This is a genomic window from Microbacterium sp. TPD7012 (genome assembly GCF_003075395.1).
Taxonomy (GTDB): domain Bacteria; phylum Actinomycetota; class Actinomycetes; order Actinomycetales; family Microbacteriaceae; genus Microbacterium.
Genome location: NZ_QDFV01000008.1, coordinates 118239 through 131008, shown reverse-complemented (window position 1 = coordinate 131008; position 12770 = coordinate 118239). Strand labels below are relative to the sequence as shown.

At 67.5% G+C, this 12770-nt stretch carries 13 protein-coding genes and 1 pseudogene; 13 read left to right on the top strand and 1 reads right to left on the bottom strand.

Going from position 1 to position 12770, the window contains the following annotated elements; translation table 11 throughout:
- Both DC434_RS20390 and DC434_RS18305 read left to right on the top strand, forming a co-directional pair.
- Positions 1 to 492, top strand: a pseudogene (locus DC434_RS20390) (hypothetical protein); the annotation flags it as partial.
- Entirely contained in the window at positions 378 to 617 is a 240-nt protein-coding gene (locus tag DC434_RS18305; RefSeq protein WP_243409008.1) for a hypothetical protein, read from the top strand. The pseudogene DC434_RS20390 and the gene DC434_RS18305, both read left to right, overlap by 115 nt.
- A 38-nt stretch (positions 618 to 655) precedes the next feature.
- Here the strand turns inward: DC434_RS18305 and DC434_RS18300 are convergent, their stop codons facing one another.
- Positions 656 to 898 (bottom strand): hypothetical protein, encoded by a 243-nt coding sequence (locus DC434_RS18300; RefSeq protein WP_207769999.1) that lies wholly within the window; start codon positions 896 to 898, stop codon positions 656 to 658.
- A gap of 44 nt (positions 899 to 942) precedes the next feature.
- Here DC434_RS18300 and DC434_RS18295 point away from each other — a divergent pair, with 44 nt between their 5' ends.
- From DC434_RS18295 to DC434_RS18245, 11 genes are all read left to right on the top strand, one after another.
- The gene (locus DC434_RS18295; protein WP_243409006.1) at positions 943 to 1386 is read left to right on the top strand and encodes a MarR family transcriptional regulator; all 444 of its coding nucleotides are present in this window, start codon (positions 943 to 945) and stop codon (positions 1384 to 1386) included.
- A gap of 55 nt (positions 1387 to 1441) precedes the next feature.
- Positions 1442 to 4330 (top strand): excinuclease ABC subunit UvrA, encoded by a 2889-nt coding sequence (gene uvrA / locus DC434_RS18290; protein ID WP_116636746.1) that lies wholly within the window; start codon positions 1442 to 1444, stop codon positions 4328 to 4330.
- Positions 4330 to 6204: an excinuclease ABC subunit UvrC gene (gene uvrC, locus DC434_RS18285; RefSeq protein ID WP_116636745.1), complete on the top strand. Its 1875-nt coding sequence runs from the start codon at positions 4330 to 4332 to the stop codon at positions 6202 to 6204. The genes uvrA and uvrC overlap by 1 nt, the downstream gene beginning before the upstream one ends.
- Positions 6205 to 6238: 34 nt before the next feature.
- The gene (gene rapZ, locus DC434_RS18280; RefSeq protein ID WP_116636744.1) at positions 6239 to 7108 is read left to right on the top strand and encodes an RNase adapter RapZ; all 870 of its coding nucleotides are present in this window, start codon (positions 6239 to 6241) and stop codon (positions 7106 to 7108) included.
- A gap of 67 nt (positions 7109 to 7175) precedes the next feature.
- The gene (whiA, locus tag DC434_RS18275; RefSeq protein WP_116636743.1) at positions 7176 to 8153 is read left to right on the top strand and encodes a DNA-binding protein WhiA; all 978 of its coding nucleotides are present in this window, start codon (positions 7176 to 7178) and stop codon (positions 8151 to 8153) included.
- A 183-nt stretch (positions 8154 to 8336) separates the two neighbouring features.
- A complete protein-coding gene (locus DC434_RS18270) occupies positions 8337 to 8963 on the top strand; it encodes a superoxide dismutase (RefSeq protein WP_116636742.1) in 627 nt (208 codons plus the stop codon).
- Positions 8964 to 9066: 103 nt separating this feature from the next.
- Positions 9067 to 10077, top strand: a complete 1011-nt coding sequence (gene gap / locus DC434_RS18265; RefSeq protein ID WP_116636741.1) for a type I glyceraldehyde-3-phosphate dehydrogenase — start codon at positions 9067 to 9069, stop codon at positions 10075 to 10077.
- 10 nt (positions 10078 to 10087) lie between these two features.
- Positions 10088 to 11302 carry a phosphoglycerate kinase gene (locus tag DC434_RS18260; protein WP_116636740.1) on the top strand — a complete coding sequence of 405 codons (1215 nt, stop codon included), beginning with the start codon at positions 10088 to 10090 and terminating at the stop codon, positions 11300 to 11302.
- Positions 11293 to 12084, top strand: coding sequence for a triose-phosphate isomerase (gene tpiA / locus DC434_RS18255; protein ID WP_116636739.1), 792 nt, complete (start codon positions 11293 to 11295; stop codon positions 12082 to 12084). The genes DC434_RS18260 and tpiA overlap by 10 nt, the downstream gene beginning before the upstream one ends.
- 81 nt (positions 12085 to 12165) lie before the next feature.
- Positions 12166 to 12414: a preprotein translocase subunit SecG gene (secG, locus tag DC434_RS18250; protein WP_029261623.1), complete on the top strand. Its 249-nt coding sequence runs from the start codon at positions 12166 to 12168 to the stop codon at positions 12412 to 12414.
- Positions 12414 to 12767, top strand: coding sequence for an RNA polymerase-binding protein RbpA (locus DC434_RS18245; RefSeq protein WP_116636738.1), 354 nt, complete (start codon positions 12414 to 12416; stop codon positions 12765 to 12767). Before secG ends, DC434_RS18245 begins: the two co-directional genes overlap by 1 nt.
- Positions 12768 to 12770 lie beyond the last annotated feature (3 nt).

Sequence of the window (12770 nt, the reverse complement as noted above, 5' to 3'; positions counted from 1 at the left end):
ATCCTCCAGCTCGTCGTCACCCTGCCGATCGTGGTCGTGGGTGCGTTCATGATCGCGTACTACCTGAACCTGAAGCCCCGCGGCCACCGGTTCGTCCGCGCCCTCATGTTCACGCCCGTGCTGCTCTCGGCATCCGCCCTCGCCATGGTGTTCATCGGCGTCTTCGCGCCGAAGGGCATGATCAACGGCTTCCTCGAGATCCTCGGTCTCGAGCAGTTCGCCCGCCCGTGGCTCGCGAACGGCGACTCCGCGATGCTGTCGATCATCATCGTCACCATCTGGTGCAGCATGTCGGTGTCCGCGATCATGCTCGCCGCGCGACTCAACTCCATCGACGCGACGTCGAGGAGAAGCGGATGTTCGGCACCCGGGCCTTCCTGCTCGACGGTCGCATCCTCGTGGGAGCGCGGAAGAACGGCGTCCTTCTGGTGCGGGTGGACGAGGAGAGCGGAGCAGCGCTCGTCACACAGTCCGGCGTCGCCGTCGCCGTGATGGGCGCGAAGACGATGGGGAACAGCTGGCTCGATGTGTCACCGGGTGTGCTGGGCGACGACGACGCCCTCATGTTCTGGCTCGACGCCGCTCGCGAGGCGAACGAGACCTCACGACGGGAGTGATCAGAGCTCCGCGCCGCGAGTCGAGGCGACGCGTGGGTCTAGGGGCAGTGCACCAGGGTCTTCGGACCGCTGCGGTCGATCTCGTGCTCGGTCATCGGCGCGCCGCACAAGGGGCAGGCGCGCTCGGCGCGCTCCGCGGCACTGGGCGGAGGAGTCTTCTCGTACGGGCCGACCGAGGCGGGTCCGGCGAACCGGATCAGGTTGCTGTTCACCCAGGCGTAGAGCCCACCGGCTTCGCGGATGCGGGTGCGAAGGGGAGTGCGATCCGGGTCGTGTGCCATGTTCATTAGTGTACTAACGATTAGGGTCGATGTATAGTCGCGGTGTGACGGCATCCGACGACCTTCTCCGACTCGAGAACCAGCTCTGCTTCGCGCTGGTGACCGCGGCGCGCAACGTCGTCGCGATCTACCGACCGATCCTCGAACCGCTCGGGCTCACGCATCCGCAGTACCTGGTGATGCTCGCTCTCTGGGAGCGCGCGCCGCGCACGCTCAACGATCTCGCCACCGACCTCGCGCTCGAACCGGCCACCGCCTCGCCCCTCGTGAAGCGCCTCGAAGCCGAGGGCCTGGTCATCCGGCAGCGCAGCAGCGAGGACGAACGACGCCTGGAGATCACGCTGACCGCCGCCGGCGCAGCGCTGCGGGATCGGGCGATCGACGTCCCTCGCCAGGTCATGGCCGCGGTCGGCATGGACGTGTCCGAGGTCTCGGCGCTGCGCGACGGTCTCGGCCCCTTCGCCGGGCGCCGTCCTGACCTCGGCTGAGCGTACTCACAGGGTGCGCGGAGCCGATGTCCGTGGCCCCTCGTAGACTTGACCGGTGCCTATCGTCCCCGTTGCCACCCCAGGAAAACTCAGCGTTCGCGGCGCCCGAGTCCACAATCTCAAGAACGTCGACATCGACATCCCGCGCGACTCGCTCGTCGTGTTCACAGGTCTGTCCGGTTCCGGGAAATCCAGCCTCGCGTTCGACACGATCTTCGCCGAGGGGCAGCGTCGCTACGTCGAATCGCTGAGCGCCTACGCGCGCCAGTTCCTCGGTCAGGTCGACCGTCCCGACGTCGATTTCATCGAGGGTCTGAGCCCTGCCGTCTCGATCGATCAGAAGTCCACGAACCGCAACCCGCGGTCGACCGTCGGCACGATCACCGAGATCTACGACTACATGCGTCTGCTGTGGGCGCGCATCGGCGTTCCGCACTGCCCCGAGTGCGGGGAGAAGATCCAGCGCCAGACCGTGCAGCAGATCGCCGATCAGCTCATGGAGCTGCCCGAGCGCACGCGGTACCAGATCGTCGCTCCGATCGTCTCGCAGAAGAAGGGCGAGTTCGTCGACCTCTTCCGGGAACTCGGCGCGAAGGGCTATTCGCGCGCGATCGTCGACGGAGACCTCATCCAGCTCGCCGAGCCGCCGACGCTCAAGAAGAGCTACAAGCACGACATCGCCGTGGTCGTCGACCGGCTCGTGGCGTCCGACGAGATCCTCAGCCGGGTCACCGACTCGGTCGAGACCGCGCTGGGCCTCGCCGGCGGCGTCGTGCAGGTCAACTACGTCGACGGCGAGGGCGACGACGCCTGGCAGACCTTCTCCGAGAAGCTGGCCTGCCCGAACGGGCATGCGCTGACCCTCACCGAGATCGAGCCGCGCACGTTCTCGTTCAACGCGCCGTTCGGTGCGTGCCCCGCGTGCTCCGGCCTCGGCACGCGCATGTCGGTCGACGTCGATCTGATGCTCGGCGACACCGACCTCTCGATCCGCGAGGGCGTCATCATCCCCTGGACCACGCAGGGCAAGGGGCTGTTCCAGTACTACGAGCGCTTGCTCGAAGGCCTCTCCCGCGACCTCGACTTCTCCCTCGACACACCCTGGCACAAGCTCCACTCCGATGTGCAGGACGCGGTCCTCCGTGGCGAGAACTACAAGGTGACCGTCAAGTGGAAGAACCGGTACGGGCGCGAGATGAGGTACGCGTCGGGCTTCGAGGGCGTCGTCCCCTACATCGAGCGGCAGTACCTGCAGGCCGAGTCCGACACGCAGCGCAGCCGCTGGGGCGAGTACCTCCGCGAGGTGCCGTGCCCCGTCTGCGACGGCAACCGCCTCAAGCCCGAGGTGCTGGCGGTACAGGTGCACGGCCACTCGATCGCCGAGGTCTCGCACCTCAGCCTCGCGGATGCGCGCGCCTTCATGGAGACCCTCACGTTGACCGACCGCGAGGCGAAGATCGCCGCCCAGGTCCTCCGCGAGATCCGTCTCCGCCTCGATTTCCTGCTGCAGGTCGGGCTCTCGTACCTCAACCTCAGCCGCTCGGCAGGTTCGCTCTCGGGTGGCGAGGCGCAGCGCATCCGTCTCGCGACGCAGATCGGCTCCGGGCTCACCGGTGTCCTCTACGTTCTCGACGAGCCGTCCATCGGGCTGCACCAGCGTGACAACCGCCGCCTCATCAACACGCTCATCAAGCTCCGCGACCTCGGCAACACGCTCATCGTCGTCGAGCACGACGAGGAGACCATTGAGGCGGCCGACTGGGTCGTCGACATCGGTCCGGGAGCCGGCGTCAACGGCGGTGCGGTCGTGCATTCCGGACCGTACTCGGCCCTGCTCGACGACAGCGAGTCGATGACCGGGCAGTACCTCTCGGGCCGCCGCGAGATCCCGATGCCGAAGAAGCGCCGGAAGATCGACAAGAAGCGCATGCTCAGCGTCGTCGGCGCCCGGGCCAACAACCTGCGCAACGTCACGGCCGACTTCCCGCTCGGCGTCCTGACCGCCGTCACGGGCGTCAGCGGCTCGGGCAAGTCGTCGCTCGTGAACGACATCCTCTACCAGGTGCTCGCGTCGCGCCTGAACGGTGCGCGCACGGTTCCGGGCAAGCACACCCGCGTGACGGGGCTAGACAACCTCGACAAGGTCGTCCACGTCGACCAGGCGCCGATCGGTCGCACGCCGCGATCGAACCCGGCCACCTACACGGGTGTCTTCGACCGCATCCGCACCCTCTTCAGCGAGACGCCCGAAGCGAAGGTCCGCGGCTACCTTCCCGGACGCTTCAGCTTCAACGTCAAGGGCGGGCGCTGCGAGGCGTGCTCGGGTGACGGCACGATCAAGATCGAGATGAACTTCCTGCCCGACGTCTACGTGGACTGCGAGGTGTGCCACGGCAAGCGGTACAACCGCGACACGCTCTCGGTGCACTACAAGGGCAAGAACATCGCCGAGGTGCTCGAGATGCCGATCGAGGAGGCCGCGGACTTCTTCGAGCCGATCCAGGCCATCCACCGGTACATGAAGACGCTGGTGGACGTGGGGCTGGGCTACGTCCGGCTCGGCCAGTCCGCGACGACGCTCTCCGGCGGCGAGGCGCAGCGCGTCAAGCTGGCGACCGAGCTCCAGCGGCGCAGCAATGGGCGCAGCATCTATGTGCTCGACGAGCCGACGACGGGACTGCACTTCGAAGACGTCCGCAAGCTGCTCGAGGTGCTGAACGGCCTCGTCGACAAGGGCAACACGGTCATCGTCATCGAGCACAACCTCGACGTGATCAAGTCGGCCGACTGGGTGATCGACCTGGGACCCGAGGGTGGTTCGGGCGGTGGGCAGATCATCGCCACCGGCACCCCGGAGCAGATCGCGCGCGTGGAGGAGAGCCACACCGGGCTGTTCCTCGGCGAGATCCTGGGTGAGGGGCGCGCAGCGCGGAAGGCCAGCTGATGGCAGACGTCCTGCCGTACAAGCCGCGGACAGGGGAGATCCCGACGGACCCGGGCGTGTACCGGTTCCGTGACGCCGACGGACGCGTTCTGTACGTGGGCAAGGCGAAGAACCTCCGGCAGCGGCTGTCGAACTACTTCGCTCCGCTGCGAACGCTGCACGAGCGCACCCGCCGCATGGTCACCACGGCGTCCTCGGTGGAGTGGACGGTCGTGCCGACCGACGTCGACTCCCTGCAGCTCGAGTACATGTGGATCAAGGAGTTCGATCCGCCCTTCAACGTGCGGTACAAGGACGACAAGTCCTACCCGTTCATGGCGGTGACGCTGGGCGACGAAGCGCCGCGGGTGATCGTCACGCGCAACCGCAAGATCCCCGGCGCGCGGTACTTCGGTCCGTTCCCCAAAGTCTGGGCCGTGCACGAGACCATCGACCTCATGATCAAGGCCTTCCCGATCCGCACCTGCAGCGACGCGAGCTACAAGCGCGCCATGCAGACCGGGAGGCCGTGCTTCCCCGGGCAGATCGGCAAGTGCGGCGGTCCGTGTTCGATGACCGTGACGATCGAGGAGCACCGCGCCATGGTCGACGATTTCGTCGCCTTCATGGCCGGCGGAGACGAGCGGTTCACGAAAGAGCTCACCACGCGGATGCTGGCCGCCTCCGCGGCGATGGACTACGAGGCGGCGGCGAAGTACCGCGACAAGCTCGGGGCGATCGAAGCCGTGCTCGGCAAGAGCGCTCTCGTTCTCCAGCCCGATGAGGATGCCGATCTCTTCGGCATCGCCGAGGACGAGCTGGCGGCGGCGGTGCAGCACTTCGTGATCCGCGGCGGCCGCGTGCGCGGTGTCCGGGCGATGACGATCGAGAAGGAGATCGACATCACGACCGCGGAGCTCGTCGACCAGGTCCTGCAACGCGCCTACGGCGACGCGCAGGACGTGCCGCGGCGCATCCTCGTGCCGACCCTTCCGGACGACGCCGCGGAGCTCGAGGTGTGGTTGCGCGAGCGTCGGGGGAAGAAGACCGAGATCGCCGTGGCGCAGCGGGGTCAGCGTGCCGATCTGATGCGCACCGCGACCCTGAACGCGCAGCAGGCGCTCATCCGCTACAAGACGCGGCGCACCAGTGACTACGTCGCACGCACCCAGGCGCTGACCGACCTGCAGAGCGCGCTCGGCATGAGCGAAGCCCCTCTGCGCATCGAGTGCTTCGACATCTCGCACCTCGGCGGAACGAACGTCGTCGCATCGATGGTGGTGTTCGAGGACGGACTTCCCCGCAAGGATCAGTACCGATCGTTCGGCATCCCCGAGACCACCGACGACACCGACTCGATGTACCAGGTGCTGCGCCGTCGTCTGGCCTATCTCGACCGTCCGGAGGAACCGGAGGAGGAGGCCGGCGAAGAGGGCGTCGTCCGTCGCAAGCCGCGGTTCGCCTACCCGCCGCAGCTCCTGCTCGTGGACGGCGGCCAGCCGCAGGTCGAGGCGGCAGCGCGTGCCCTTCGAGACGCCGGACACACCGAGATCGCGGTCTGCGGCATCGCGAAGCGTCTCGAGGAGGTGTGGCTGCCCGGCGACGACTTCCCCGTGATCCTGCCCCGCACGAGCGAGGCCCTCTACCTGCTGCAGCGCCTGCGTGACGAGGCGCACCGCTTCGCGATCACCCACCAGCGCAAGAAGCGCCGAGGCGACATCACGACGGTGCTGGCCGAAGTGCCGGGTCTCGGCGCCTCCCGGATCAAGGTGCTGCTCAAGCACTTCGGGTCCGTCACGGCGTTGCGTGCGGCTCAGCCGGGGGAGATCCAGGAAGTCCAGGGAATCGGTCCGGTGCTCGCACAGAATATCCACACGCACCTCTCCACTCGCTAGGCTGGAACGCACGGGGGAGAGGGAGCGCAGAGCAATGACTGGGGACAAGGGCGAGTTTCTCATCGTCACGGGGATGTCGGGCGCCGGCCGGACCACGGTGGCGAACGCCCTCGAGGATCTCGGCTGGTACGTGGTCGACAACCTGCCCCCGCAGATCCTCCGCCCGCTGCTCGACCTCACCGACATGGGCGGCAATGCGCTGCCCAAGGTGGCGGCGGTGGTCGACGTGCGCGGTCGAAACCTCTTCGACGACTTCCCGGGCGTCGCGCGCGCGCTCCGCTCCCGTGGCTCGGTACGGGTCCTCTTCCTCGACGCCTCCGACGACGTGCTGGTCCGGCGGTTCGAATCGGTGCGGCGACCGCACCCGCTGCAGGGCGACGGAACCCTGCTCGACGGCATCCGCATCGAGCGCACGCGGCTGGCGCCGATCCGCGAGGCCGCCGATCTCGTGATCGACACCTCTGCGCTCAACATCCACCAGCTGGCGACGCAGGTGTCCGACATCTTCTCCGAAGAGGGCGAGGCCCGGCACCGCGTCACGCTCCTCAGCTTCGGATTCAAGTACGGGCTCCCGACCGACGTCGACATCGTCGCCGACATGCGGTTCCTCCCCAACCCGTTCTGGAACGAGGAGCTGCGCGGCCTCACGGGTCAAGACGAGACGGTCCGCGAGTACGTCCTCTCCCGCGAGGGCGCCACGGAGTTCCTCGAGTCCTACTCCGCAGCCCTGGTTCCCGTGTTGGAGGGCTATCAACGCGAGAACAAGAGCCACTCCACGATCGCGATCGGCTGCACCGGCGGCAAGCACCGCTCCGTCGCGATGTCGGAGGAGCTCGCGCGCAGGCTCGCCGCCGTCCCCGGTGTGGCCGTCAATGTCCGTCATCGGGACCTCGGCAGAGAGTAGCGGGTCGCCCGGCCGAGTAGGCTGGACGTTTGCGTCGCGATCCGGCGCGTGAACGTGAAGGAGTGTCGTGGCACTAACCACCGACGTCAAGGCTGAGCTGGTCAGCATCCGCAACGCACCTCCGACGGTGCGCGTCGCCGAGGTGACCGCGATCCTCCGGTTCGCCGGTGGACTGCATTCGATCGCCGGCCGTGTGGCTGTGGAAGCCGAAGTCGATGCCGAGACGCTCGCGCGTCGCGTCGCCAGGGACCTCGCCGAGATCTACGGCGTCCGTCCCGAGATCGCCCAGGTGCAGTCGAGCACGGCGAACGACGGTGCCCGGTGGGCCGTGCGCGTGATCACGCAGGGGGAGACGCTCGCCCGCCAGACGGGTCTGCTCGACCAGCGTCGTCGTCCCGTGCGCGGGCTTCCCAACCGCCTGACCACCGGCTCTCGGGCCGAGGTCGCCGGTCTCTGGCGTGGTGCCTTCCTGGCCGCGGGGACGCTCAGCGAGCCGGGACGCTCCGCGATGCTCGAGGTGGTGTGCCCCTCGAGCGAGGCGGCCATGGCTCTCGTCGGCGCCGCTCACCGTCTCGGCGTGGCCGCGAAGGCCCGTGAGGTGCGCGGCATGCCGCGCGTCGTCGTGCGCGAGGGCGAGGCGATCCGGACGATCCTCAACGAGATGGGTGCGCAGAAGACCGCCATCACGTGGGAGGAGCTGCGTCAGCGCCGCGAAGTCCGCGCGGGCGTCAACCGCCTGGTGAACTTCGACGACGCGAACCTGCGTCGCTCCGCACAGGCGGCCGTCGCCGCGTGCGCGCGCGTGGAGCGGGCTCTCGAGATCCTCGCGGACGAAGTGCCCGATCACCTCAAGGTCGCCGGAGAGCTGCGTCTCGCGCATCGTGATGCGAGCCTCGACGAGCTCGGTCACCACGCGGATCCGCCCCTGACGAAGGATGCTGTCGCCGGGCGCATCCGTCGCCTGCTCGCCATGGCCGACAAGCGCGCCCAGCAGGAGGGCATCCCCGGCACCGAGGCTGCGGTGCCCGTCGGACTCGACGTCTGACCCTGACACGAGAAGACCCGCCCCCGGTGCTGCCGGAGGCGGGTCTTTCGTCATATGGCGGAAGGAACTGGTCCCGGCTCGTGTTGTCGTCAGTAGGATGAGTTACGTCCGCTCTACGCCGCACATCGGTGGCGCGGAGGATCGGCAAGCGCCGCGGCGCGGCGCGGATTGGATGAATGCGATATGGCGATTTACACGCTCCCCGACCTTCCCTACGACTTCGCAGCCCTCGAGCCGCACATCAGCGGCAAGATCATGGAACTCCACCATGACAAGCACCACGCGACCTACGTCGCAGGAGCGAACACCGCACTCGAGCAGCTCGCCGAGGCCCGTGAGAGCGGCAATCTCGCGAACGTCAACAAGCTCGAGAAGGACCTCGCCTTCAACCTGGGCGGTCACGTCAACCACTCGATCTTCTGGACCAACCTGTCGCCGAACGGCGGAGGACAGCCCGAGGGCGAGCTGAAGGCCGCGATCGACGAGTACTTCGGCTCGTTCGAGAAGTTCCAGGCCCACTTCACGGCTGCGGCCACCGGCATCCAGGGCTCCGGCTGGGCCGTGCTCAGCTGGGACTCGATCGGCTCGCGCCTGATCATCCAGCAGCTCTTCGACCAGCAGTCGAACACGGCGCAGGGCACCATCCCGCTGTTCCAGCTGGACATGTGGGAGCACGCCTTCTACCTGGACTACCTCAACGTCAAGGCGGATTACGTCAAGGCGGCGTGGAACATCGCCAACTGGGAGAACGTCGCCCAGCGTCTCGAGGTCGCCCGCAAGCAGACGAACGGCCTGCTGGTACTGTCGTAATCAAGACGGGTGTCCCGACGGACATCTCGCCCGTCGGGACGCCGTTGTCCATGCTTGTCTAGTTGAAACCGCGCGTATGCGCACGAGAAATCAGGAGACCTTAGTGTCTGTCAAGATCGGTATCAACGGCTTCGGCCGCATCGGACGCAACTACTTCCGCGCGGCTCTCGCGCAGGGAGCAGACCTCGAGATCGTCGCGGTCAACGACCTCACCGACAACAAGACCCTCGCGCACCTGCTGAAGTACGACTCGGTCGGCGGCGTCCTCGATGCCGAGATCAGCTACGACGACGACAGCATCACCGTCAACGGCAAGGCCATCAAGGCGTTCGCCGAGCGCGACCCCGCCAACCTCCCGTGGGGCGAGCTGGGCGTCGACATCGTCATCGAGTCGACCGGCTTCTTCACCAAGGCCGAGGCCGCCAAGAAGCACATCGACGCCGGCGCGAAGAAGGTCCTCATCTCGGCTCCTGGCACGGGCGTCGACGGCACGTTCGTGATGGGCGTGAACGAGGACACGTATAACCCGGAGACGGACCACATCATCTCCAACGCCTCGTGCACCACCAACTGCCTCGCGCCGCTCGCGCAGGTCTTCAACGACGCGTTCGGCATCGACCGCGGCTTCATGATGACCGCGCACGCATACACGGCCGACCAGAACCTGCAGGACGGCCCGCACAGCGACCTCCGTCGTGCACGTGCCGCCGCGATCAACATCACCCCGGCCTCGACCGGCGCCGCCAAGGCCATCGGCGAGGTGCTCCCCGAGCTCCAGGGCAAGCTCAGCGGCTCGTCCTACCGCGTGCCGGTTCCCACCGGCTCGATCGTCGACCTCACGCTGATCACCGACCGCGAGGACCTGACGGTCGACGAGGTCAACGAGGCCTACAAGAAGGCAGCCGCAGACGGTCGTCTCGCCGGCTACCTCCAGTACAACGCCGACCAGATCGTGTCGAGCGACATCGTGCACAACCCGCACTCGTCGATCTTCGACTCGACCCTCACCAACGTGAGCGGCAACCTCGTCAAGGTCTCGAGCTGGTACGACAACGAGTGGGGCTACTCCAACCGTCTCGTCGACCTGACCGAGTACGTCGCCGAGCGTCTCTGAGCTCTGACACATGACTCTGCGCACCCTGGACACACTGGGTTCGCTCGAGGGCAAGCGCGTCATCGTCCGTTGTGATCTGAACGTCCCCCTGCGGGACGGGGTCATAACGGACGATGGCCGTGTACGCGCCTCGCTGCCGACTCTCAACGCACTGATCAACGCGGGAGCCCGCGTCGTCGTGTGCTCCCACCTCGGACGCCCCAACGGCGCGCCCGACCCCCAGTACAGCCTCGAGCCGGTGGCTCAGCGGCTGTCGGAGCTGCTCGGCGCCCCGGTCGCGTTCGCGCGCGACACCGTGGGTGAGTCCGCTCAGGATGCCGTGGCCTCGCTCGAGGACGGCGGGGTCGTCGTCATCGAGAACCTGCGCTTCAACGCGGGGGAGACGGCGAAGGACGACGCGACGCGCGCTGCTTTCGCCGCCGAGCTCGCGAAGCTCGGCGACGTGCTCGTGTCCGACGGCTTCGGCGTCGTGCACCGCAAGCAGGCGAGCGTGTACGAGCTCGCCGAGCTGCTGCCCTCGGCCGCCGGCCTGCTGATCGAGACCGAGCTCGACGTGCTCGACCGTCTCACCGAGAACCCCGAGCGCCCGTACGCAGTCGTGCTCGGCGGCTCGAAGGTCAGCGACAAGCTCGGCGTCATCTCGCACCTGCTGCCGCGCGTCGACCGCATCCTGGTCGGCGGCGGCATGCTGTTCACGTTCCTCAAGGCGCAGGGTCACGACGTGGCCTCCAGCCTTCTGGAAGAGGACCAGCTCGAGACGGTCCGCGGTTACATCGCGGAGGCCGCGGAGCGGGGCGTGGAGTTCGTGCTCCCGACCGACGTCGTGGTCGCCGCCTCGTTCAGGGCGGATGCCGCGCACGAGACCGTCTCCGCCGACGCGATCGAGTCGACGGCGTTCGGCACGTCCGGCATCGGCCTCGACATCGGTCCGGAGACGGCTGCCCGGTTCGCAGAGGTCATCCGCGGGTCGAAGACGGTGTTCTGGAACGGCCCGATGGGCGTGTTCGAGTTCCCGGCGTTCGCCGCCGGAACCAAGACCGTCGCGCAGGCTCTGACCGAAGTCGACGGCCTCAGCGTCGTCGGCGGCGGAGACTCCGCGGCTGCCGTGCGTCAGCTCGGCTTCACCGACGACCGGTTCGGGCACATCTCGACCGGCGGCGGCGCAAGCCTCGAGTTCCTCGAGGGAAAGAAACTACCCGGCCTGGAGGTGCTCGGATGGGCATAGCGACCCGTACCCCGCTGATCGCGGGCAACTGGAAGATGAACCTGGACCACCTGCAGGCGGTCGCGTTCGTGCAGAAGCTGCACTGGACGCTCAAGGACGCGAAGCACGAGGACGGATCCGTCGAGGTGGCGGTCTTCCCGCCTTTCACCGACATCCGCAGTGTGCAGACGCTGATCGACGCGGACAAGATCCCGTTCGCCCTCGGCGCGCAGGATGTCTCGGCGCACGACTCCGGTGCCTACACCGGCGAGGTCTCGGGTGCCTTCCTGGCGAAGCTCGACGCGAAGTACGTCATCATCGGCCACTCGGAGCGTCGTGAGTACCACGCCGAGTCCGACGAGGTCGTCTCCGCCAAGGTGCAGGCATCGCTCAAGCACGGACTGGTTCCGGTCATCTGCGTCGGCGAGACCGCGGAGGACCTGGAGAAGTTCGGCGCCAGTGCGGTCCCCGCCGGTCAGCTCGAGGCAGCGCTCCAGGGCGTCTCGCCGAAGGCCGACATCGTGGTCGCGTACGAGCCCGTCTGGGCCATCGGCTCCGGTCAGGCCGCGACGCCGCAGCAGGCGCAGGACGTCTGCGCGGCGCTCCGCACCGTGATCGCGAAGGTCCTCGGGGATGACGCGGCCGCGCGCACGCGCATCCTCTACGGCGGCTCGGTGAAGTCGGCGAACATCGCCAGCTTCATGCGGGAGCCCGATGTGGACGGCGCTCTGGTCGGCGGCGCGAGCCTCGTCGTCGACGAGTTCGCCGCGATCATCCGCTTCGAGAAGCACGTCGGGGTGTGAGTGCGGCGGGGCTCCGGCCCCGCTGCACCGTATACTTGACCGTTACGGGGGCGCACCTGCCCCAGCGAAAGGCTCTTTCTCGTGGCAATTCTCGAGTTCGTTCTGCAGGTCGTGCTGGGTATCACCAGCGTCCTGCTGACCCTCCTCATCCTCTTGCACAAGGGTCGCGGTGGCGGCCTTTCCGACATGTTCGGCGGAGGCATGACCTCGGCGGTCGGCTCTTCCGGTCTCGCGGAGCGGAACCTGAACCGCTTCACCGTCGTCCTCGCGCTGACCTGGTTCGTCGCCATCGTCGCGCTCGGACTCATCACGAAGTTCGAGGTGATCTGATGGCTACCGGTGGAAACGCGATCCGCGGCACCCGCGTCGGCTCCGGCCCGATGGGGGAGCAGGACCACGGCTACCATGCCGACCGCATCGCGGTGTCGTACTGGGACGGACTCGGCAACGAGACGGTCCGCTACTTCGCCGCGGGTCTCCCCGAAGAGGAGATTCCGGAGACGATCGATCACCCGCAGTCGGGCCTGCCGGCCGGACGCGACAAGGAGAATCCTCCTGCCCTCGCGAAGGCCGAGCCGTACAAGACGCACCTCGCCTACGTGAAGGAGCGCCGCACCGACGAGGAAGCGGTCCAGCTCCTCGAGGATGCGCTCACGCAGCTGCGCGAGCGTCGGGGCCAGTGATCT

Excerpts from the sequence above, each read along its gene's own strand:
- rapZ (WP_116636744.1), top strand. The coding sequence starts at position 6,239 with ATGACTGGGGACAAGGGCGAGTTTCTCATCGTCACGGGGATGTCGGGC.
- uvrC (WP_116636745.1), top strand. The coding sequence starts at position 4,330 with ATGGCAGACGTCCTGCCGTACAAGCCGCGGACAGGGGAGATCCCGACG.
- tpiA (WP_116636739.1), top strand. The coding sequence starts at position 11,293 with ATGGGCATAGCGACCCGTACCCCGCTGATCGCGGGCAACTGGAAGATG.
- DC434_RS18270 (WP_116636742.1), top strand. The coding sequence starts at position 8,337 with ATGGCGATTTACACGCTCCCCGACCTTCCCTACGACTTCGCAGCCCTC.
- DC434_RS18300 (WP_207769999.1), bottom strand. The coding sequence starts at position 898 with ATGGCACACGACCCGGATCGCACTCCCCTTCGCACCCGCATCCGCGAA.
- DC434_RS18245 (WP_116636738.1), top strand. The coding sequence starts at position 12,414 with ATGGCTACCGGTGGAAACGCGATCCGCGGCACCCGCGTCGGCTCCGGC.
- DC434_RS18260 (WP_116636740.1), top strand. The coding sequence starts at position 10,088 with ATGACTCTGCGCACCCTGGACACACTGGGTTCGCTCGAGGGCAAGCGC.